The sequence below is a fragment of the Mesorhizobium sp. WSM4849 genome (genome assembly GCF_055811385.1).
The window spans coordinates 100188-122007 of sequence record NZ_JBVVPW010000016.1; the positions used below are offsets into that span (position 1 = coordinate 100188).

The window sequence follows — 21820 nt, forward strand, 5'->3', positions numbered from 1 at the left end:
AGCTGCCTAGCGCGACCCGCGCTCGCCCGGGCTGCGTAACCTGACCAACTCCGCCCGGGCGAACGCTGATGCACTTCCTGTAGCCGCGAACGGTGAAACCGGCGAGGCGAGGCGCCCGGCACTGGTCCAGGCCCCATCGGGTGGTAGCCGCGACCCAGGTCATATCTAGGCGAGACGAAGGCCTGAACCGACAAAGTAGTCGTGGGCGGGATCGCGCCGCGCGGCTGGTGCGGCTGCATCGCGAGCGCTGAGCTGAAGGTCTTTCCCGTCAGAGGTTGGTTAGGTTGTGCGTTTCGGGCCGAATAGGAACACCGTGAGGGCTGCGAGGAACGTGGCAACCGCGCTGTAGGCAAACACACTGGCGACGCCAACATTGTTCACAAGCAAACCGCCGAAGATCGCGCCGGCTGCGATGGCAATCTGGAACGTTGATGTCATCAGCACACCGGCGCTTTCGGCCTGCTCGGGAACGGCGCGCAGCACCATCCAAGTCTGTACCCCCACCGGCACCGCACCGAAGCCAAAGCTCCATACAGCAACCGCAATGGCCGAGGCGGAGGCCGATGCTCCAGGCATCAGCAATGAGACAGCGGCTATCGCCATGAGCAGGGGCGGCAGCGCCGCGACTGCCTTGAGGCTGTGTTTCGCCAGGAATGCGCCGGCTAAATTGCCGAAGAAGCCGCATACGCCGGAAACGAGCAACAGCAATGAGATCGTCTCGATTCGGATGGCGGGAATCTCCTCGAGGTAGGCCCGGACATAGGTGAAGCTGGCGAAGTGCCCAGAAGCGACCAGCAGTACGACCAAAAGCGCGACCCTGATAGTTGGCTTCTTGATCACATTCAGCAGACCGCGGAGTCCAGCCATTTCAACCGGCGGCAACGTCGGAATGGTTACGAGTTGCACCAGCAATGTAACGCCATTGACGGCTGCGGCGATCATAAAGGTGGCTCGCCATCCCCAGATGTCGCCTACATAGGCGCCGACTGGAGGCGCGCAAACGATAGCGACCGAAACGCCGGTGAGGATGATTGATAGGGCGCGCGGCAGGAGGTGATTTGGAACCAGCCGAATCGCCAGCGATGCCGAAATCGACCAGAAGCCTCCAAGCGCAATGCCGAGCACGACGCGTGCCGCTAGGAAAACCGGCAGCGACCACGCGACACCCGCCAGAACGTTGGACAGAATCTGAAGCAGCATCATCGCCCACAGGACGATCCTGCGGTCCAGGCGCTTTGTTATGAAGGCGATCGTCGGCGCAGAGATCGCCGCAGCAATCGCCGTCGCTGTCATCGTCTGTCCAGCCGCACCCTCTGTGACATGCAGATCATGCGCGAGCGGCGTCAGCACGCTGGCAGGCAAAAGCTCTGCCGCCACCAACCCGAAGGTGCCCAGGGCAAGCGATATGACCGCGCCCCATGCGGGACGAGATCGTTGATCCGGCTTTTCTGGGCCGTGCAGAAAAGTCTCCATGAAGCCTGTCGCGGATTCGGTCATGAATAAGCTCGCCAGCTTGGGTGCAACTGCAACATGGGTTCGCAGCAGCGACCCGCATTCATGCCAGGAGCACGCCGTTGCCGGCGGCGTCGCACGAAAGGAATGTTCATCGCTGCCCGACATGTTGTGACAGCGCCGCGTGCAATATCAGTGCCGGTTCTCCGAGCCGGACGAGGATGTGATCGTCGGCAGTCGTCGCATCAGGCATGTTCCATGCCGACTTCGCGGGGCCAGTCTCGAACCAGCCATGCGCAACCAGCTACCGAGCACGCACGTCTGATGTCCCGCGGCGGGAGGCGCGCAAGCCGGTCGCTTTGCCGCCGCCTGTATGCAGCCAAAGGTCGGCTCTAGCTCGAAGGCCCGAGTTCTTCCAGTGTCGGTCTCGAAGCTGACGCCTTGTGTCGGGCATTGTCGGGTCCGCTACAGGGCTTGTTCCGACAATTCGCTGGCAGCAAACACTTGTTGGAGCTCAAGCTAACTCGCGGGGCACAAACGAAAAAATACCTTTTTGGTTATCAGCAAGCTACTTGGCACGAGTCTTGAGACCCTTTCGGTGTGAGGCGGCAAGAGCTGCCCATCGGCATTCATATTGCGGCCAGCCGCGACGGATGGAACGAAGGAAGGAAATCTATAATGTCAGGTCTGCGTCAGATCGCCTTTTACGGAAAGGGCGGCATCGGCAAGTCCACCACCTCCCAAAACACGCTCGCCGCCCTTGTCGACCTTGGGCAGAGAATCCTCATCGTCGGCTGCGACCCCAAAGCCGACTCCACCCGCCTTATCCTGAACTCGAAGGCTCAGGATACTGTCCTGCATCTTGCGGCACAGGAAGGTTCGGTGGAAGATCTCGAGCTGCAGGACGTGCTCAAGATTGGCTACAGAGGCATCAAGTGCGTGGAGTCCGGCGGCCCGGAGCCGGGCGTTGGCTGCGCCGGCCGAGGCGTCATCACATCAATCAACTTCCTCGAAGAGAACGGCGCCTATGACGATGTCGACTATGTCTCCTACGACGTGCTCGGCGACGTGGTTTGCGGCGGTTTCGCGATGCCGATACGCGAGGGCAAGGCGCAGGAAATCTACATCGTTATGTCCGGGGAGATGATGGCGCTCTATGCGGCCAACAACATCGCCAAGGGCATCCTGAAATATGCCCATTCGGGGGGCGTGCGGCTCGGAGGCCTGATCTGCAACGAACGTCAAACCGACCGTGAGCTCGACCTCGCTGAAGCCCTGGCTTCCAGGCTCAACTCCAAGCTCATCCATTTCGTGCCGCGCGACAACATCGTCCAGCACGCCGAGCTCAGGAAGATGTCAGTTATCCAGTATGCGCCGGATTCCAAGCAGGCCGGAGAGTATCGCGCGCTGGCCGAGAAGATCCATGCCAATTCTGGCCAGGGCACCATCCCGACGCCGATAACCATGGAGGAGCTCGAGGACATGCTGCTCGACTTCGGCATCATGAAGACCGACGAGCAGATGCTTGCCGAGCTTCAGGCCAAGGAAGCGGCCAAGGCGGCCGCCCAGTAACGACCGATATTGGTCGCCTCTCGGGTTGGGGCGCCTTGCAAAGAACGGCGCTTCATCGGTGACGCGTCATCAGACACCTTGAAAGGGGTCCCATGAGCCTGGAATACGAGAATGATGGTGCTCTCCATGCGAAGCTTATCGAGGAGGTGCTATCGCAATATCCCGACAAGGCGGCGAAGCGCCGCAAAAAACACCTGAGCATCGCAAAGAGCGGGGATGAGGCTGGCGGGGAAAGTGAGATCCTTTCCGAATGCGACGTCAAATCGAACATCAAGTCCATCCCCGGGGTCATGACAATCCGCGGCTGCGCCTATGCCGGCTCAAAGGGCGTGGTCTGGGGCCCAGTCAAGGATATGGTCCATATCTCACATGGCCCCGTCGGTTGCGGCCAATATTCCTGGTCACAGCGACGCAATTACTATGTGGGCACAACGGGCATCGACACGTTCGGGACAATGCAGTTCACCTCCGATTTCCAGGAGAAAGACATTGTCTTCGGCGGTGACAAAAAACTGGAACAGATCATCGACGAGATTGAGGTGCTGTTTCCGCTGAACAACGGCATCACCGTGCAATCCGAATGCCCGATCGGTCTCATTGGTGATGACACCGAGGCAGTTTCTCGCAAGAAAGCCAAGGAGTACGAAAAGACTATCGTGCCGGTGCGCTGCGAGGGCTTCCGCGGCGTCTCGCAATCACTCGGCCACCACATCGCCAATGATGCGATCCGCGACTGGGTCTTCGACAAGAAGGACGTCGAGTTCGAGGCCGGTGCTTACGACGTTAACGTGATCGGCGACTACAATATTGGCGGCGACGCCTGGGCCTCGCGCATCTTGCTTGAGGAGATAGGATTGCGCGTGGTCGGCAACTGGTCGGGCGACGCAACACTGGCCGAGATTGAGCGCGCGCCAAAGGCCAAGCTCAATCTCATCCACTGCTACCGCTCGATGAACTACATCTGCCGACATATGGAGGAAAAGTATGGCGTCGCCTGGATGGAGTACAATTTCTTCGGACCGTCCCAGATCGAGACCTCTCTGCGCAACATAGCCAAGCATTTCGGGCCGGAAATCGAGGAGAAAACCGAGAAGGTGATCGCCAAGTACAGACCGCTTGTCGACGCCGTCATCTCCAAGTACCGGCCGCGTCTCGAAGGCAATACCGTCATGCTATACGTCGGTGGCCTGCGCCCCCGCCACGTCATCACAGCTTACGAGGACCTCGGCATGGTGATCGTCGGCACCGGCTACGAGTTCGGCCACAACGATGACTATCAGCGCACCGGTCATTACGTAAAGAACGGCACGCTGATCTATGACGACGTTACCGGCTACGAGTTGGAGAAGTTCATCGAGGGAGTTCGCCCCAACCTCGTGGGCTCTGGCATCAAGGAAAAATACCCGGTGCAGAAGATGGGTATTCCGTTCCGTCAGATGCACTCCTGGGACTATTCGGGGCCTTATCACGGCTATGACGGCTTTGCCATTTTCGCACGCGACGTGGATCTTGCCATCAACAATCCGGTCTGGGATCTCTACCAGGCCCCTTGGAAAGAAAGCCCGCGCAGTGGGCGGGCGATAGCTGCCGAATAGACGCCCTGTCCTGGCCTGGTCTCCCCAGAGAGACCACGAACCCCGCGGGCTTGTGAGCCCCGGGATTACCGCAAACGTCTCGACGTACTGAGCTGCCGAATGGCGCGGCCAGATTAAAAAGAGGTAATATCAATGCCGCAATCGGCCGAAAAGATTCTCGACCACGCTCCCCTGTTCCGCGAGCCGGAATACAGGCAAATGCTGGCCGAGAAGAAGCTGAATTTCGAATGTCCGCACCCGGATCAGATCGTTACCGATCAAGGCGAATTTACCAAGACCTGGGAATACCGCGAAAAGAACCTCGCCCGGGAAGCGCTTGTGATAAATCCCGCCAAGGCCTGCCAGCCGCTCGGCGCGGTGTTCGCGGCCGCCGGCTTCGAGCGGACCATGTCCTTCGTCCACGGCAGCCAGGGCTGCGTGGCCTATTACCGCTCGCACCTTTCGCGCCATTTCAAGGAGCCTGCTTCGGCGGTTTCCTCCTCGATGACCGAGGACGCGGCAGTGTTCGGCGGCCTGAAGAACCTGGTCGACGGGCTCGCCAACACCTACCAGCTTTACGATCCCAAGATGATCGCAGTGTCGACGACTTGTATGGCGGAGGTCATAGGCGACGACCTGCACAGCTTCATCGAGAACGCCAAAGACGAAAATTCGGTCCCGCGCGACTTTGACGTGCCCTTTGCCCACACGCCCGCCTTCGTCGGTAGCCATGTCGACGGCTATGATGGCATGCTGAAGGGCATTCTGGAGCACTTCTGGAAAGGCCATGAGCGCACGGAAGCCAAGGGAACCATCAACGTCATTCCGGGCTTCGACGGCTTCTGCGTTGGCAACAACCGGGAACTCAAACGCCTGCTCGATGTGATGGGTGTGTCCTACACCTTCATCCAGGACGCGTCTGACCAGTTCGACACGCCATCGGATGGGGAATACCGCATGTATGACGGCGGCACGAAGATCGAAGAGGTGAAGGGGGCACTCGACGCCGAGGCGACGGTTTCACTGCAGTACTACAACACCCGAAAAACCCTCGACTACTGCGGGCAAGTCGGGCAGGCCACGGCTTCCTTCCATTATCCGCTCGGCGTCCAGGCGACTGACGAATTCCTGATGAAGATCTCGGCGCTTTCCGGGAAGGAAATCCCCGAAGCAATCCGGCTGGAGCGCGGCCGACTGATTGATGCCATGGCGGACAGCCAGTCCTGGCTGCACGGCAAGAAATACGCGATCTACGGCGACCCGGACTTCGTGTACGCTATGGCCCGCTTCGTCATGGAAACGGGCGGCGAGCCGACACATTGCCTCGCCACCAACGGCACCTCGGCGTGGGAAGCCGAGTTGAAGGAACTGCTTGCATCCTCGCCCTTCGGCAAGGACGCTCAGGTCTGGGCGGGCAAAGACCTTTGGGCTATGCGGTCGCTGCTCTTCACCGAGCCAGTGGACCTGCTGATCGGCAATTCCTATGGCAAGTATCTGGAGCGCGACACCGGCACGCCGCTGATCAGGCTGACGTTTCCGATCTTCGACCGGCACCACCACCATCGCTTTGCGCTCATGGGCTACCAGGGCGGGTTACGCGTGCTGACGACGATCCTCGACAAGATCTTCGACAAGCTCGATCGCGAGACGGGCCAGACGGGCGTGACGGACTATTCCTATGACCTCACCCGCTAGAACACACGGCCGGCTTTTCGCCCAGGCGGGTCGTTGCCGAATTGGCTTTGGGAACTGACGCGATGACCTCGCTCAGTGCCAAGATCCAGGACGTTTTCGACGAGCCTGCCTGCGACAAGAACCGTGGAAAGGATGCCAAGGCGCGCAAGGAGGGCTGCACAAGCCCGCTGACGCCGGGAGCGGCAGCGGGCGGTTGCGCGTTTGACGGGGCCAAAATCGTCCTGCAGCCGATCACTGACGTTGCGCACCTGGTCCATGCGCCGCTCGCCTGCGAGGGCAATTCCTGGGACAACCGCGGTGCAGCTTCGTCTGGGCCCAGCTTATGGCGCACAAGCTTCACGACCGACCTTACCGAACTTGATGTAGTGATGGGGCAGGGCGAGCGGAAGCTCTTCAAGGCGATTCGCGAAATCAAGGAAGCGTATGCGCCGCCCGCAGTCTTTGTCTATTCGACCTGCGTGACGGCGCTCATCGGCGACGATATCGAGGCCGTCTGCAAACGCGCCGCCGAAAAATTCGGCTTGGCCGTAGTCCCGATCAATGCGCCGGGCTTGGCCGGCTCCAAGAACCTCGGCAACAAGCTCGCCGCCGAGGCGTTGCTCGACCATGTCATCGGCACGGTGGAACCCGACGACGCCGGTCCGTACGACATCAACATACTTGGTGAATTCAACCTTTCCGGCGAATTCTGGCTGATAAAGCCGCTCCTTGATCGGCTCGGGATCCGGGTTCGCGCCTGCATTCCGGGCGACGCGCGCTATCTCGACGTTGCTTCCGCGCATCGCGCCCGGGCGGCTATGGTGGTCTGCTCGACGGCCCTCATCAATCTAGCCCGCAAGATGGACGAGCGCTGGGACATCCCTTTCTTCGAGGGCTCCTTCTACGGGATCTCGGACACCTCGGAAGCCCTCCGCAAAATTGCTGAGCTGCTGGTGCGGAAGGGCGCCGATCGGGAGATCCTCGACCGCACAGAGACGCTGATCGCTGAGCAGGAGGCGATTGCATGGGAGAAGCTCGAGGCCTACCGGCGGGGGCTGCAAGGCAAGCGCGTGCTGCTCAACACGGGTGGTGTGAAGTCCTGGTCAGTCGTCCATGCGCTGATGGAGATCGGCATGGAGATCGTGGGCACCTCGGTCAAGAAATCCACGGTCGAAGACAAGGAGCGCATCAAACAGATCCTCAAGGACGACAACCACATGTTTGAGCAGATGTCAGCGCGCGACCTTTACACCATGCTCTCAGAAGGCAAGGCCGATATCATGCTGTCGGGTGGGCGCACGCAATTCGTCGCGCTCAAGGCCAAGACGCCCTGGCTCGACATCAACCAGGAGCGCCAACACCCTTACGCCGGTTACGACGGCATGGTGGAACTCGTACGCCAGATCGACCTCGCCATTCACAACCCGATCTGGTGCCAGGTGCGCGAGCGGGCCCCGTGGGATTGCCGGCCTGATGTGAAGGACGAACAGCCGAGCACGAAGAACGAGACCGCGACGGTGCACGCTGCCCAGGAATTCGCCGGCACGACGCCGACGATTTCGGCGAGTGTTGAGGAAATCCGATGACCCGAATCCTTGCCCAGACCAAATCAGCCTCGGTCAATCCACTGAAATCGTCACAGCCGCTGGGTGCCGCCTTGGCCTTTTTAGGGATCCACGGCGCAGTGCCGCTGTTCCACGGCACCCAGGGCTGCACCAGCTTCGCGCTCGTGCTCTTCGTGCGGCATTTCAAGGAAACGATTCCCCTACAGACCACCGCGATGGACGAAGTGACAACCATCCTCGGCGGGTCAGACAATCTGGAAGAGGCGATCCTCAATCTCAAGACTCGCACGAAGCCAAAGCTGATCGGGGTCTGCACGACGGCTTTGGTGGAAACCCGGGGCGAAGATTCCGCCGGCGACATCGCCGACATCAGGCTGAAACGGGCGGAAGAACTCGCGGGTACGGAGATCGTGCTGGCCAACACGCCGGATTTCAGCGGCGCCCTCGAAGAGGGCTGGGCCAAGGCTGTCACCGCGATGATTGAAGGCATTACGCGGCCTGGCGAGCGGGCGCGCCAGTCAAAGAAGATCGCAATCCTGCCCGGCTGGAACCTCACTGTGGCTGACATCGAGCATTTGCGCGAGATGGTTGAAAGCTTTGGGCTGCACCCGGTGATTTTGCCGGACCTCTCAGGCTCGCTTGACGGTACTGTACCAGACCACTGGGTCCCGACCACCTATGGCGGTACGAGCGTCGAGGACATCCGCGAGCTCGGCGCGGCCGAGCACTGCATTGCCGTCTGCGAGCATATGCGCCGGCCGGCCGAGGTGCTGCACAAGGTGACCGGTGTCCCTTACGTGCTGTTCGAGTCACTGACCGGATTGAAGGACGCCGATCAGTTTGTTTCCCTGCTGTCCACGATTTCTGGCGAGTCTGTGCCGGCCAGTGTGCGCCGCCGGCGGGCGCAATTGCAGGATGCGCTGCTCGACGGACATTTCCATTTCGGAGGCAAGAAAATTGCTATCGCTGCTGAACCAGACCAACTCTATCAATTCGCAACCTTCTTCACGGGCATGGGCTCCAAAATCGCGGCGGCGGTCACGACGACCGATATGTCGGAAATTCTGGAAAAGGTACCGGCGGAGTCGATTCAGATCGGCGATCTCGGCGATTTGGAAACGCTTGCCGGCGGCGCTGATCTTCTGGTCACCCATTCACATGGACGCCAGGCGTCGCAGCGCCTTGGCATTCCGCTCATGCGCGTCGGCTTCCCCGTGTTCGACCGGCTCGGCAGCCAGCACAAGCTCTCAATCCTCTATCAAGGGACCCGTGATCTGGTTTTCGAGGTTGCCAACATGTTCCAAGCCGACCGGCATGCGCCGACGCCTGAGGAACTTGATCCATTCCGCAAGCGGGAAACGCCAGGTGGGCCCCGTTCGTCGCCTCTCACTCGTCACTGACGAGGTTCAAGGTCCGATGCGTGAACGACAAGCAGGCGCTTTGCGCGTGGCAATCGCAACCCAGGACATGAAGGAGCTCAATGCACATTTCGGGTCCGCCAAGCGCTTTGTCATCTACGATGTGACGCGCGAGGAATGGAACCTCCTGGAAGCCCTTGCCTTCGACGACGTCTCCGACGAAAGGGGGAAACATCGGACCGAGGGGGATGACCGCATCGCACCGAAGGTGGAAGCGCTGAAGGGCTGCCACCTCCTGTTTTGTCTGGCGATCGGCGGACCTTCGGCAGCCAAGCTTGTCTCGGCAAAAATCCATCCAATCAAGGTGCCGCAGCCACAACCCATCCAAGAGGTGCTGTTGCGCACGCAGACGATGCTGAGGACATGTCCTCCGCCCTGGCTGCGCAAGGTGCTGGCCGAAGCTGGTGTCGCCGGAGAGAAACCGTCCTTCGAGGACGAGGACTGAAACGAGGAAGAGCGAAATGTTTGAAGTCGCGGTTAGCCCTGCTGTCAACGAGGACGAGGCGGCCCTTGCCAGCCCGTTCGTCAAATGCCTCGTGCGGCTGATCCGGGCTCAGGATTCCCACGGGTCATGGGACGGCAAAGCGGACGCTGAGTTGCTGGCCGACTTCATCGTCAGCAAGGAACAGCGCCGTACGATTCCAATCATCGGCGATCCCGATCCGGACGTGCTGTGGAGGCTCGACAAGTTCTACACTGCCGTCGCCCTTGCGATCGAGGAGCGCTCCGGCCTGATGGCATCGCCGATGATCGAAATGAGCCATGAGGGCTTCGGGCGCGTGCTTTTCACCGCCGGGCGTCTGGTCGTTCTGTCCAAGACCCTGCGCGACGTGCATCGGTTCGGCTTCGAGACCCTCCGCAAGCTCGCCGAGGCCGGCACGAAACTGGTCGGCGACGCAATCGCAGCCATCGAAACCTATCCCGAGGTAGCGCGCGCGTGATGAGAGCAGGTGTCGAGCGAAGGGGTCATGACAAGTCTTGAGCAGCCGCCATGGCCAGCCTGCGCAGCCGACGCGGTCCGGGCCGATGGGGCTCTTGGGGTAGCGCCGATGAAGCCACTTGTCCTGATCTGTTCGCATGATACCGAGTTCTATCTGTTCCTGAGCCACATACTGGAGGTGGACGGCTTCGCCAGTGAGCCGGCAGGCGGCGCCAAGGAAGCGCTTGCATTGGCCGACGAACGGGAATTCAAGGCCGTGGTGCTGGACTGCGGGCCAGCGAGCATAACCGGGTCTGCAATCTGCGCCCGGCTCAAGCGCGAGCCCCGGACCGGCGGGCTGCCGATTATTGCCCTGATCGCGCCCGGCGCCGAGAACCAGCACCTCGATCTCCTGAAGGCTGGCATTGACGAGAGCTTTGTGCGGCCGATCGCCCCGGCCAAGCTGCTCGACTGTCTACGGGCGAGACTGGCGCTGACGAAGCGGGGCGCAAATGGCTTTGAAAACGGCGGGTGGCTCTCCTGTGGCGGCCTCGAGATGAAGCTCGACGCCCACCGGGTTCGCGGCAATGGCCACGACATCCACCTCGGACCCATCGAGTTCAACGTGCTGCGGCTTATGATTGAAGCTCCCGGAAAGGTCTTTAGCCGGGACGAACTTATCGGCGCGGCCTGGCCGTCCAACATCCATGTCGGTCCACGCACCGTCGATGTCCATATCAGCCGGATCAGAAAAGCCCTGAAAACGGCTTCGCCCAGCAGCGTCATCCGCACCGTCAGGTCGGCCGGCTACTCGCTCGAGAAGCCGGACGACTGAATCAAGTGCGGGTGTGGTGCCACTCCATTCCCTCGCGCGGTGAGCCGGTCTTGCGGCCTGAAACGCCCTAAACGAATACTCAGGAGAAGCAGGCAAATGGCTTTTAAAAGCGTACTCTGTGCGACCGGCGCTGACAATTCCGATCAGGACGTCAGAATTGCCGCCGGCTTGTGTGCCGAAGTCGGCGCGCACCTTTCCGTACTGGTTATACCGCCTCCGATGCTGCTTATGTCGTATCCGTCGATCGGAGATGGTGTCCCCGAATGGCCTGGAGGACGTGGACAGGCAATTGCCAGATTGAATGATCGGTTTCGACAAATCGATCGATTTACACAGGACGTGGCCAGAATGGAAAGACGCTCCAAAGATATCCAGAGACTGCTGAGAGCTATGTCGCTCGCCTATGACGTTGACACCGACTATTGCGATCCGGCAAGCCTGGGCGAAGTGGCACGACAGCGGGCGCTCTGCGCCGACCTCACGATCATCGGACCGTGTCTCCTCAATGACGAGAATCTCGGACCTCCTCTTGTCAACGGCTGCTTGTTCGATACGGGAAGGCCGGTGCTCGTTGTGCCGAAGGGCACTGAGGCGACCTTGTGGCCACGGCGCGTCCTGGTCGGTTGGGATTCGCGAGTCGAGGCGTCCCGTGCGGTTCGGGAAGCGCTGGGTGTCTTATGCGCTGCTGAGGAAGTTCGTGTTGCCCTGGTCGATCCGAAGGCGAACTATAACGGGAACGGCGCGGAGCCTGGAGCCGACATCGCTGCCTATCTCACTCGGCACGGTGCTCGGGTGTCGGTTGACCTGTTGCCAAGTGCCGGCAAACCGGCGGCCACGGTGCTTGCGCAGCACGCAATCGACACGTCCGCCGACATGATAGTCATGGGCGCTTATGGCAGCCGTCGGCTGCGTGAGCGGCTGTTTGGCGGTGTGACCAGATGGACTTTTGAAAAGCCGACATTGCCGCTGTTTTTGGCTCGATGACGGCTCCGGAGCCGCACCGATGCTGTTCGAAGCTCAACGGTGATGCCTGCATTCATACCGTAGATGCGCTCCATCGAAACAATCATTGAACATGAAAAGCATTGCTCGGGAGGCGACGCCCGCCGGAAATCTCTCCAGTCATGCGCAAGGCGGAAAGTGGAACGGAGTCCTCCCAGTTCTGATGCCTAGGGTACACCACTCAACTTAACCGCTCGCGTTCCTGGCGCATCCTGCAGCACCACGAGCTGACGATTGTGCTCGCGACCGCGGGACGCATTCGGTCCGCAGCTTTGTCGAGGCTGCCTTCAGGCGTGTTGGGAGGGAGATCGTCTGGAAGAGGAAGGCATTGACGAGGTAGGCCGCTAACGCAGGAGTAACAGGCCCTGATCCGGATACAAGCGGCTATTTCGGTCCGGCCGAGGTGGACCTGCCGATTGGCGGGGGCTGCTAAGGCGGCCACCAAGCACGGTTGGAAGCCAAAGACGACTTTTGATCAGCTCCTCTAATGGTCGTGACCGATTGTCACGCTTCGGAATCATGCTCGTTTAAAGGGAAAGATAATGATCTCGCAGGAGGGCAAACCCTTCTGGTCTCCGGCCACGGCCGGCATGGTTGCGGTGCGCCGTGGTGCGCCGCTGTCCGGCGCGCCCGAGGCAAAGGCCCTACGTGGCTTGCCGTTGTAAAACCAGCTCGCAGGATAGCCGGACACTACGCTGGCGTTGTCGACGGAGTTCGGGCCAAAACCGTCTCTGTAGAACCCCACCCTATGAAAAATGAAGGTATCTCGTTCGATATCGACGAGCACGATGATGTGCGGCTTCCACCCGAACCTCGGGTCGAAGCCGCTCATCCGATCCTGGAGCCGTGAGTGAACGCCCGCGGTCAGATAGTGCTTGCTGCTTCCAGCGTAGAGAACATCTGCGCCGGATCCGCAGAGCTTGTCATTGTCCCTCCCAAAAATGCGCGGTTCGTCGCGGCCATTGTCACCGGAGAGTTCGTCCCATGCCTTCTCGCCGCAGGATCCGTGATCGCTTTCCCGGGTCGAAGATTGGCTGTCGCCTTCGCAATCGGCGATCCGGTCGATGCCACTGGAACCCAAGCTAACATCGCGCTCGTTGCCGAAGGTTTCGGAAGCTGGTTGACCGCTAAAAAACCGTTTCAGCTGTAGGATGAGTTTTTTGATCTCAATTCTCCCAGATGCAGCCACGAGCGACGAACCGCCGCCATATATCGCTCGTCGAGTCATCGCTCTAATCGATTGCCATTATGCTCTCATTTGCACGATGAATGTTCCCACCTGCATTTCGCCTTTCCGCCGAGCAGTACGCATGGCACTGCACTGCGGCGGCCACCAATCATCTGAACATTCGAGATGCCAAACCGCCGACCGTGTGGTGGTCACGTATCTCGGGCCACATCGTCGAGCAGATATTGTCGCCGCCCTACGACCCGATGCACTTTTGTCGGCGAGCCCGATTGCCGACACCTGTGTCGTCAAGAAACACATTGTGCTCGAAAGCGACATTTCCTCGGCGATGGATCCGCCGAGCGGCTGCCCCTTCCAGACGCGCTGTCCGCGCAAGCATCTGGTTCCCAGAGAAATTTGTGAGCGCGAGGTTCCGCCCGTCCGAATGCTGCCGGTAGCCATAATATCAAGTGCCACCTACCGGACGACGCGGTCTTCGCAGTGATGGAGCCGGTCATCAAACTCAAGCCTTAGCCCGAAGAGGAGGCGGGTGAGAGAGGCGGGATCGGGATAGGATCAATTCGGTCGTGTGTGCGCCAGCTGCTGTGCGGCCGTGTCGACGTCTCTACAGCCTCCATCGCTGTTAGGTCGCCATCCGGGTCGACTTAGGCGCGGCGCGCCTGCCGGTGCCCCTCCTCACCCGACAGGGTCCCTACTTTCAACCAAACCAATGACCGAGACGAATTTCCCGAAGGCCCCCCACGGGATCTTCTTGGGTAGAGATCGCCGAAGACAACGGCGTCGGCAACGCACGCCGACGTTAGGAACAAAGGATCTGAGCGGGAACGGCAAAAAATTCAGACATCCGTTCGATCACTTTTCTCCAATGGTGCTGATCCGGGACATCCCGTCCGTTGCACATCATCGGCAATCCCTCCGAACATTAGGGACAGGCTAACCCTTGGCACAGGAAATGCTAATTTGCGCATTTGGGTCCATTCAGTAAATCGAGAATCAGACCGCCGCCGCATTCGCAGACACCTGGGCAGGAAGAAAAGGAACGATATGACTCTTGAAAAGTGGACACGCTTGTCGTCGGCGGCGGCCAAGCGGGAGTGGCTATGAGCGAGCACCTGAGCAAGTGCAGGGTGCCTCATCTAATTCTTGAACGCGGCCGCATTGCCGAACGCTGGCGCTCGCAGCGGTGGGACTCCCTCGTTGCCAATGGCCCGGCCTGGTATGACCGGTTCCCGGGCATGGAGTTTCCGGGGACCGGTCCCGATGACTTTGCCTCCAAAGGAGGAGGTCGCCGACTATTTTGTCGCTTATGCAAAGCAAATCAATGCGCGATCCGCTACGGCGTGGAGGTCAACTCGGGCAAAGAAATGTCGGGCGGCCCGGATTCCGCGTCGAGACGACGGACGGCGTGATCGAAGCCAACAGCATCGTCGCCGCGACCGGACCTTTCCAGATCCCAGTCACGATCGCCCGCCGCGGGCCTATCGCGGGCGCGATTTCTAATGGTGGCTGGGCGTCCTCGGCAAGTGGGACGCCGAGACCCCGGGACCCGGCACCGAACACGTCACGGTCGCGGTGAGCGGCGCGCGCGGCGGCGAGACGATCGACTTCGGTCGTCTGGCCGCGCAGGGGCTTACGCTCCTCGGTATGACAAGCAAGTACCAGGACGGCGTGATGAGCTTCGCGCCCGATCTCGCGAAAAACATTGCCCTCGGCGACGTAAGCTTGATGTCGCTGCTGGATGAAGCCGACGCCTATGTTGCTCGCAACCGTCTCGACCTCTCGGAAGAGCCCGCGGCCCGTCGGGTCGACCAGGATCCGGAATGCGTGACCAATCCGGTCCGCGAGCTCGACCTGGCCGAGGCCGGGATAGCGGCGATCGTCTGGGCGACAGGCTTTGCTGTCGACTACAGCTGGCTGAAGGTCGACGCCTTCGACGAGAAGGGCCGGCCAAGGCACCACCGTGGCGTCTCGAGCCAGCCCGGCTCTATTGCCTGGGTTTACCTTGGCAGTCGCAAAGAGGGTCCAGCTTCTTCTGGGGCGCCTGGCATGATGCCAAACAGGTGGCCGACCGTATTTCGACGCAGTGAAAATATCTGGCCTACCATGCTGCCGCGAAGGGCCAGCCCGTGGATGCCTGACCTGACCCTGCCCGGTCTGCGGTGTGGAAGGATCACTGCCGCGAGCATCCATCTGCCCAGATCGTCGGTTATCCGACAATGTCGGGTTCCGGACGAGCTGGAATTCGAGAACTCATTGCTTGGGCAGACTTCTTTTCCGGCACGCCTCATGCATGGGAAGTTTTCGAACGCATTTGTGAGATGTCATCCCATGTTAGCCCCTCGAAGAACGAGCCGCGCCCGTTTGAAAAAGCCAAATCCTGTGGTGGAGGTAGCCGCTAGAAGCCGCCGTAACATCCGGAAAAGCTGCGCGACAGCATCACACGCGTCCTTCTCGCCCTTGGCGTGGGTTTGGCGTCCGCTGTCGATGTTGCCGACCTTGAGCCCAACGAGGACAGGCTTTTGCCCTCCTCATCTCGCCGAGCAACCGGGCACGCATCTTTGAGCCATTCTTCACCACGCGCCGCGATTGCGGCGGCACCGGCATGGGCCTCGGCATCGTGCTGGCCCTCCTGATAGCGCATGATGGCACGATCCGCCTGGTTGACTCCGAGCGCGGCACGCGCTTCGAGATCTTCCTGCCGGCTGCATGAATTGGAGCCTGATCCGAAAACCGTCTTTCGGGATCATGCTCTGGAACTGGAGAAGCGAAAAGTGCGCTACGACGTCGTCATCATCGGCGGAGCCATCGTCGGCTCCTCGATCGCCTATTATCTGCGCGAGGAAGGATTTTCGGGCTCGATCGCGCTGGTCGAGCGCGACCCGCAGTTCGCCCATGCGGCGACGACGCTGTCCTGTGCTTCGATCCGCCAGCAGTTTTCGATTCCGGAAAACATCCGGCTGTCGCAGTTCACGCTAAAACTGTTCCGGCGGCTGACGGAAGAATTCGGGGCCGACGCCGATATCGGCTTTCGCGAAGGCGGCTATCTTATCCTTGCCGGCGAGAACGGGTTGCCGATCCTCAAGGCCAACCACGAGACGCAGTTGGCCGAGGGCACCGACATCGTGCTTGAAGATGCGGAGGCGCTCGTCCGCCGGTTTGCATGGCTGTCGGCCGACGGCATCACCGCCGGCGCTTATGGCCGCACGGGCGAGGGCTGGTTCGACGCGCATGCCATGCTGATGCTGTTCCGCAAGGCGCTGCGCGAGAAAAACATCGATTTCATCACCGCCGATGTGACCGGCATCGAACGGCAGGGCGAGCGTGTCACCAGCGTCAGCCTTGACAATGGCGAAAGGCTCGACGCCGGCATCGTCGTCAACGCCGCCGGGCCGAATGCCGGCAATGTTTCGGCAATGGCCGGACTGGTGCTGCCGGTGGAACCGCGCAAGCGCAATGTCTTCATCTTCGAGGCGCGCGAGAAATATGACGACATGCCGATGCTGGTCGATCCCTCAGGCATCTATGTCCGACCCGAAGGCTCGGTCTACATCACCGGCGGGGCCGAACCCGAAGAGGGCGACGGCCCCGCCGACCCCAACGATTTCGAGCCCGACTGGCCGCTGTTCGAAGAGGTGATCTGGCCGGTGCTGGCGACCCGCATTCCCGCCTTCGAAGCCATCAAGCCGACGCGCGCCTGGGCCGGCCACTACGACTACAACACGCTCGACCAGAACGCGGTGATCGGCCCGCATCCGCAGGTGGAGAATTTTCTCTTCGCCAATGGTTTTTCCGGCCACGGCCTGCAGCAGGCGCCGGCGGTCGGCAAGGCGCTGACCGAGCTGATCGTGCATGGCGGCTACCGCACGGTGGACTGCTCGGCGTTTGGGTACAGCCGAGTCGCTGAAGGGCGGGCATTCAGGGAATTGAACGTGATCTAACGCTGGCGTGACAGCGCCCCCCTCTGGCATGCCGGCCATCTCCCCGCAAGGGGAGATCGGCAGCTTCACTGGCGGCTCCAAACTTCAGCCTTGGAGATTGGCGAAAGCAGCGATGACGGCCAATCTCCCCCCACACGGGGCAGGGCTATCGCATTTGAGTCATGAGTTGGAAGAGATAAGCATCGTTCCAGCCTGCACGCATCATTTTGCCACGCATGGTGTCCTTTTTGCTGTCCGTTCGAAAGGTATTAAGGCAGAAGCGCCAAGCGAGGTTTTCGGGGCCGTGATCCTTTCTGGTCCGGCAGTCGTCCTCGCAGAAGACCTCGTCGAGCTGCCAGTGCAGGCCATTCTCGACATCCCAGTGACGGCGCACGACGGCGAGCAGGACTCGCGTCCGCCAACTTACACCAGCTCCCTGCCCTTCGCGTCGATCGCGTTGGCAACCACCTCGTTCGTGGCCTCGTCGGGCAGCAGCATCTCGTTATGCGCCTTGCCGGACGGGATCATCGGGAAGCAGTTTGCCAGCGCGGCGACGCGGCAGTCGAAGATCACCGGCTTCTTGACCGAGATCATCTCCCTGATCGCGTCGTCGAGATCGCCGGGCTTTTCGCAGCCAATGCCGTGGCCGCCATAGGCCTCCGCCAGCTTGACGAAGTCCGGCATCGCCTCGGTGTAGGAGTGCGACAGCCGGTTGCCGTGCAGCAGCTGCTGCCACTGCCGCACCATGCCCATATACTGATTGTTCAGGATGAAGATTTTTATCGGCGCTTCGAACTGAACCGCGCAACTCATCTCCTGGATCGTCATCTGCACCGAGGCGTCGCCGGCAATGTCGATGACCAGCGAGTCCGGATGCGCGATCTGCACGCCCAAAGCCGCCGGAAGGCCGTAACCCATCGTACCCAGCCCACCTGAAGTCATCCAGCGGTTCGGCTTCTCGAAATGGAAATACTGCGCAGCCCACATCTGGTGCTGGCCGACCTCGGTGGTGATGTAGGTGTCGAGATGTTTGGTCAGCTCGGAGAGCCGCTGCACCGCATATTGTGGCATGATCACCTCGTCGTTTGGCGTGTAGGCCAATGAATCGCGGGCGCGCCAGCGGGCGATCTGCTCCCACCACGGATGGAGCGGCTTCTTGTCGGCCCTTGCCGTCGCGCGCCACAGCCGCACCATGTCTTCCAGCACGCGGCCGACATCGCCGATGATCGGCACGTCGGCGCGGACGTTCTTGTTGATCGACGACGGATCGATGTCGATGTGGATCTTTTTCGAGTTTGGCGAGAACGCGTTCAGCCGCCCGGTAATGCGGTCGTCGAAGCGCGCGCCGATGCAGATCATCACGTCGCAATCGTGCATCGCCATATTGGCTTCGTAGGTGCCGTGCATGCCGAGCATGCCAAGCCAGTTCTTGCCGCTGGCCGGATAAGCGCCGAGACCCATCAGGGTCGAGGTGATGGGAAAGCCGGTCAGGTCGACCAGTTCGCGCAGCAGGGGGCTCGCTTCCGCGCCCGAATTGATGACGCCGCCGCCGGAATAGATGACCGGGCTCTTGGCCTCCATCATCAGCGCCACCGCGGCCTTGATCTTGTCGAGGTCGCCCTGGACCTTGGGCTGGTAGCTGGTGCGCGGCGCCGTCTGCGGCGGCGTGTACATGCCCCTGGCGAACTGAACGTCTTTCGGCACGTCGACGACCACCGGCCCGGGCCGGCCGGTCGTGGCGACATGAAACGCCTCGTGCAGGATGCCCGCCAGTTCGTTGACGTCCTTCACCAGCCAGTTGTGCTTGGTGCAGGGCCGCGTGATGCCGATCGTGTCACATTCCTGGAACGCGTCCGAGCCGATCAGCGAGGTCGGAACCTGACCGGTGATGCAGACCAGCGGGATCGAATCCATCAGCGCGTCCTGCAGCGGCGTCACCGCATTGGTCGCCCCGGGCCCAGACGTCACCAGCATCACGCCGGCCTTGCCGGTCGAGCGTGCATAGCCCTCGGCGGCATGGCCGGCGCCCTGCTCGTGGCGCACCAGAATGTGTTGGACGTCGTCTTGCTGAAAGAGCTCGTCATAAATCGGGAGAACCGCGCCGCCGGGATAGCCGAAGAGATGCTTGACGCCATTGTCCTTCAGCGCCTGCACGACCATTTCGGCGCCGGTCATTTCACGCCGTCCGGTTTCGTCCTGTCGGTTGCTCATCGGTCTGTCCCGTTCTTGTCGCCTGCGGCGATTGCTGGTCGTTTAGTCTTGTTTCAGGCAATAAAAAGGCCCCCGAGGGAGCCTGTGTGTAGCGCATGGGAGGTTTTCGCCCGGCGGTTACACCGCCTTGCCCACGCGCTTTCCTACTACGAGAATGAGTGTCATCTTCATGGGCGCGGAGACTAATTGCGGGAAAGGCATGGTGTCAATGAGCAAATTCGACACCTCTGCCTATCGGCTTTAATTGCTAAAGAAGCGGCCGAGAGCGTCGGCCGTCTGTTCGGGAATCCCTTCCGGGAAAAAGTGGCCGCCTTCAAGCTTCTTGCCTTGAACGTCATCCGCCCAGGCCCGCCAGAGCGCGATCGGTCCGCCTTCTGCGGCATACCAGGTATCGATTGGTCCGTTGGCGCTCCAAACGGCGAGCAGGGGAATCCGGCGGCCGCCGGCCCAATCCGCCCTGTCGTGCTCGCGGTCGATTGTCGCTGCCGCTCGATGTTTCTCGCAGATTGCATGGACGTGGTAGGGATCGCGAAGGCGTCGACATAGGCTGCTTGGACTTCAGCGGAAAATGCGTCGGGCGACGAGCCCCATTCTCCGAGCGCATTATCAATGATGGCATCGGCGGCTGCGGACACGATGCGCTCGGGCAACGGCTCGGGCTGCGCCAGCAGCGACCATGGCCAGAATGCCAATACGAGCCTCGCGTCGGCCTCTCCCACGTTGTCTCCGTCGGCAGGACGTCGAGCACGGCGAGCCGGTTGATACCGTCAGGATGGTCAAGCGCCATGCGATAGGCGACGCGTCCCCCGAAACGAAGAGGGCGGACGGCGGAGGAAGAGTTGTTCGATCGCGAGCTGGAACACTTGCCGGCAGAGGCGCGCTGGCGCGAATGGATGCACCGGGTGGAAGCGATGATTTTTGCTGCGAGCGAGCCGGTTGGCCGCGAGACGCTCGCCCGCATCGTCGGCAAGAATTGGGGCATCGAGCTGCTCATTGACGACATTCGCGAGGAGCTGCGCGGCCTGCCCTACGATCTGGTCGCGATCGCCGGCGGCTGGCAGCACCGTAGCCGGCCTACGCCGATGCCATTCATGTCGCGTCAGGCGAGAGCGAACAGAGCAGCGATCTGTCGCAATCGGAGGCGCTGGTGCTGATGACGATCGCCTATTTCCAGCCGATCACCCGCAGTGAGCTGTCGAGCTTCTTTTGGCCGTGAGATCAGCCGCGATCTGATCGCCAACCTGTTGGAGAACGATGCGGGACGCTTGAGACAGATTAGAGGCAGTTGGGTAGACGGACATGCGCTCGACATCCACACGACGGGAAGTGTCTATCTCGGCGTGAACGAGACGGGCACGACGTCTATGACACTACGCGCTTCGAAGTCGGCGAGTTGCTCTACCGCTTGAAAATATCGCGCTGATCTTAAGGCTGCAGAGGAACTGGTCGCGATGGCCGCAGCCTACATCGCACCAAACGCGGCGAATTTCGATGTGCCATCCCGGTTGCGAACTGCATCGTGACCACGCGCCCGCCGACACAATTGAAGGGCGTAGTTGATCCACAGCGCCGCCGCGAACTGCAGTTGTGTGCGTCAAGTTCTTGTGTGGATGCCAGCCATTTTGCAAGGAGGAACCTGAAGCATTGGACATGTGATCGAGTGCGGTCATGTGTCAGGCCTTGATTTGCGGCCGTTCCATGTGCCGCGGGCCGGTATGGTGATGCGCGGATCAGGTCCAAATCAGCAAAGCGAGCTTGCGTGGGCTCTCAACTTGACTCTGGTTTTCCTGACCCCGATCTGATCGATCATTTGCCCATGCAGTTCATGCCTTCATTGTATTAAATATTCGTAGAAACGAGCCGGTGACGATGTCGAGATTTGGCGCGTGCTCGCGCAGCAGGGGTAGGAGAGGCGGCAGCAAGATCAGGGCTTGATGGTCGGGTATCGGCATTATTGTCTTTAATCGCCATCCCCCCTGGCGGTTCAACATCCCGCGGAGCGCATCCAACACCGGCGGCAGCATTCGGGCCAACCGTTCGGCCTGCGGCGTCGGGACCAAGCCGCTCGAGCCGCGAACCAAAAGATCGTCATTGAAAATGCCACGCAGCCTTGTCAACGCTCGGCTCATCGACGGTTGGCTCAAGCGCACGTGCCGAGCCGCATGCGTGACGTTGCGGTGCTCCAGCAGCGCCTCAAGAGACAACAGTAAATTCAGGTCAATGGATGCCAGCATTTGATGTTGCCGTGCGGCGTGAGCGCCCTCGACAATCAGTCGTGGCCGCTCGTTTGAAGGAACCTGCCGACTGCAAGAGAGCTCACCCATGTCTTTTTCCTCTTGTTTTAATATGGAATGTGCTCAAGCTAACGTCTTGAGATCTGGCGTGCGGTGTAGGTCGATGCTGCTTAGCACATCAGCGATGTCGCCAACCGGGTGGGTCGACATATTCAATACACGGGGTCTCGATCAGCGAAGCGATGACAGTCGAATGCT

At 60.7% G+C, this 21820-nt stretch carries 15 protein-coding genes and 4 pseudogenes; 15 read left to right on the top strand and 4 right to left on the bottom strand.

Going from position 1 to position 21820, the window contains the following annotated elements; all coding sequences use genetic code 11:
* Positions 1–279: 279 nt before the first annotated feature.
* Positions 280–1497 (bottom strand): MFS transporter, encoded by a 1218-nt coding sequence (locus tag AC0L3L_RS19605; RefSeq protein WP_473638789.1) that lies wholly within the window; start codon positions 1495–1497, stop codon positions 280–282.
* A gap of 633 nt (positions 1498–2130) precedes the next feature.
* Between AC0L3L_RS19605 and nifH the strand changes: the two genes are divergently transcribed.
* The 9 genes from nifH (at position 2131) to AC0L3L_RS19650 (ending at position 11993) form a co-directional block, all read left to right on the top strand.
* Positions 2131–3024 (top strand): nitrogenase iron protein, encoded by an 894-nt coding sequence (gene nifH, locus AC0L3L_RS19610; protein ID WP_065010720.1) that lies wholly within the window; start codon positions 2131–2133, stop codon positions 3022–3024.
* Positions 3025–3116: 92 nt separating this feature from the next.
* Complete coding sequence (gene nifD / locus AC0L3L_RS19615) at positions 3117–4619, top strand: nitrogenase molybdenum-iron protein alpha chain (RefSeq protein WP_473638790.1); 1503 nt, start codon at positions 3117–3119, stop codon at positions 4617–4619.
* A 132-nt stretch (positions 4620–4751) separates the two neighbouring features.
* Positions 4752–6293 (top strand): nitrogenase molybdenum-iron protein subunit beta, encoded by a 1542-nt coding sequence (gene nifK / locus AC0L3L_RS19620; protein WP_473638791.1) that lies wholly within the window; start codon positions 4752–4754, stop codon positions 6291–6293.
* Positions 6294–6355: 62 nt separating this feature from the next.
* Entirely contained in the window at positions 6356–7858 is a 1503-nt protein-coding gene (gene nifE, locus AC0L3L_RS19625) for a nitrogenase iron-molybdenum cofactor biosynthesis protein NifE (RefSeq protein WP_473638792.1), read from the top strand.
* Positions 7855–9237, top strand: a complete 1383-nt coding sequence (nifN, locus tag AC0L3L_RS19630; RefSeq protein ID WP_473638793.1) for a nitrogenase iron-molybdenum cofactor biosynthesis protein NifN — start codon at positions 7855–7857, stop codon at positions 9235–9237. Before nifE ends, nifN begins: the two co-directional genes overlap by 4 nt.
* Positions 9203–9700 carry a nitrogen fixation protein NifX gene (gene nifX / locus AC0L3L_RS19635; protein WP_163603092.1) on the top strand — a complete coding sequence of 166 codons (498 nt, stop codon included), beginning with the start codon at positions 9203–9205 and terminating at the stop codon, positions 9698–9700. Before nifN ends, nifX begins: the two co-directional genes overlap by 35 nt.
* A gap of 16 nt (positions 9701–9716) precedes the next feature.
* Positions 9717–10196 (top strand): NifX-associated nitrogen fixation protein, encoded by a 480-nt coding sequence (locus tag AC0L3L_RS19640; RefSeq protein WP_473511887.1) that lies wholly within the window; start codon positions 9717–9719, stop codon positions 10194–10196.
* Positions 10197–10304: 108 nt separating this feature from the next.
* Entirely contained in the window at positions 10305–11009 is a 705-nt protein-coding gene (locus tag AC0L3L_RS19645; RefSeq protein ID WP_473638794.1) for a response regulator transcription factor, read from the top strand.
* A gap of 96 nt (positions 11010–11105) precedes the next feature.
* Positions 11106–11993: a universal stress protein gene (locus AC0L3L_RS19650; RefSeq protein WP_473638795.1), complete on the top strand. Its 888-nt coding sequence runs from the start codon at positions 11106–11108 to the stop codon at positions 11991–11993.
* Positions 11994–12528: 535 nt separating this feature from the next.
* On the opposite strand, the gene AC0L3L_RS19655 is transcribed toward AC0L3L_RS19650, so the two are convergent.
* On the bottom strand, positions 12529–13239 hold the full coding sequence (locus tag AC0L3L_RS19655; protein WP_473638796.1) for a hypothetical protein: 711 nt from the start codon (positions 13237–13239) through the stop codon (positions 12529–12531).
* A gap of 136 nt (positions 13240–13375) precedes the next feature.
* Between AC0L3L_RS19655 and AC0L3L_RS19660 the strand changes: the two are divergent.
* The 4 genes and pseudogenes from AC0L3L_RS19660 to AC0L3L_RS19675 form a co-directional block, all read left to right on the top strand.
* Positions 13376–13713: pseudogene (locus AC0L3L_RS19660) on the top strand (oligopeptide/dipeptide ABC transporter ATP-binding protein); the annotation flags it as partial.
* Between the two features lie 587 nt (positions 13714–14300).
* Positions 14301–15287 (top strand): annotated as a pseudogene (locus tag AC0L3L_RS19665) (NAD(P)-binding domain-containing protein).
* Between the two features lie 443 nt (positions 15288–15730).
* Positions 15731–15910 (top strand): annotated as a pseudogene (locus AC0L3L_RS19670) (ATP-binding protein); the annotation flags it as partial.
* A gap of 61 nt (positions 15911–15971) precedes the next feature.
* Entirely contained in the window at positions 15972–17138 is a 1167-nt protein-coding gene (locus AC0L3L_RS19675; RefSeq protein WP_473480571.1) for an NAD(P)/FAD-dependent oxidoreductase, read from the top strand.
* 402 nt (positions 17139–17540) lie between these two features.
* Here AC0L3L_RS19675 and AC0L3L_RS19680 read toward each other — a convergent pair whose 3' ends face one another.
* Positions 17541–19328 (bottom strand): acetolactate synthase 3 large subunit, encoded by a 1788-nt coding sequence (locus AC0L3L_RS19680; RefSeq protein ID WP_473480568.1) that lies wholly within the window; start codon positions 19326–19328, stop codon positions 17541–17543.
* A 186-nt stretch (positions 19329–19514) separates the two neighbouring features.
* Here AC0L3L_RS19680 and AC0L3L_RS19685 point away from each other — a divergent pair, with 186 nt between their 5' ends.
* Both AC0L3L_RS19685 and AC0L3L_RS19690 read left to right on the top strand, forming a co-directional pair.
* Positions 19515–19874: a hypothetical protein gene (locus AC0L3L_RS19685; RefSeq protein ID WP_156768484.1), complete on the top strand. Its 360-nt coding sequence runs from the start codon at positions 19515–19517 to the stop codon at positions 19872–19874.
* 293 nt (positions 19875–20167) lie between these two features.
* The gene (locus tag AC0L3L_RS19690; protein ID WP_348626653.1) at positions 20168–20482 is read left to right on the top strand and encodes an SMC-Scp complex subunit ScpB; all 315 of its coding nucleotides are present in this window, start codon (positions 20168–20170) and stop codon (positions 20480–20482) included.
* Positions 20483–21178: 696 nt separating this feature from the next.
* Here the strand turns inward: AC0L3L_RS19690 and AC0L3L_RS19695 are convergent.
* Positions 21179–21562, bottom strand: a pseudogene (locus AC0L3L_RS19695) (LysR family transcriptional regulator); the annotation flags it as partial.
* Positions 21563–21820 lie beyond the last annotated feature (258 nt).

Bases quoted from the DNA above. Each gene is read 5' to 3' on its own strand.
- AC0L3L_RS19680 (WP_473480568.1), bottom strand. From the start codon at position 19,328: ATGAGCAACCGACAGGACGAAACCGGACGGCGTGAAATGACCGGCGCC.
- nifK (WP_473638791.1), top strand. From the start codon at position 4,752: ATGCCGCAATCGGCCGAAAAGATTCTCGACCACGCTCCCCTGTTCCGC.
- nifH (WP_065010720.1), top strand. From the start codon at position 2,131: ATGTCAGGTCTGCGTCAGATCGCCTTTTACGGAAAGGGCGGCATCGGC.
- AC0L3L_RS19655 (WP_473638796.1), bottom strand. From the start codon at position 13,239: ATGACTCGACGAGCGATATATGGCGGCGGTTCGTCGCTCGTGGCTGCA.
- nifN (WP_473638793.1), top strand. From the start codon at position 7,855: ATGACCCGAATCCTTGCCCAGACCAAATCAGCCTCGGTCAATCCACTG.
- nifD (WP_473638790.1), top strand. From the start codon at position 3,117: ATGAGCCTGGAATACGAGAATGATGGTGCTCTCCATGCGAAGCTTATC.
- AC0L3L_RS19605 (WP_473638789.1), bottom strand. From the start codon at position 1,497: ATGACCGAATCCGCGACAGGCTTCATGGAGACTTTTCTGCACGGCCCA.
- nifE (WP_473638792.1), top strand. From the start codon at position 6,356: ATGACCTCGCTCAGTGCCAAGATCCAGGACGTTTTCGACGAGCCTGCC.
- AC0L3L_RS19640 (WP_473511887.1), top strand. From the start codon at position 9,717: ATGTTTGAAGTCGCGGTTAGCCCTGCTGTCAACGAGGACGAGGCGGCC.
- AC0L3L_RS19650 (WP_473638795.1), top strand. From the start codon at position 11,106: ATGGCTTTTAAAAGCGTACTCTGTGCGACCGGCGCTGACAATTCCGAT.
- AC0L3L_RS19645 (WP_473638794.1), top strand. From the start codon at position 10,305: ATGAAGCCACTTGTCCTGATCTGTTCGCATGATACCGAGTTCTATCTG.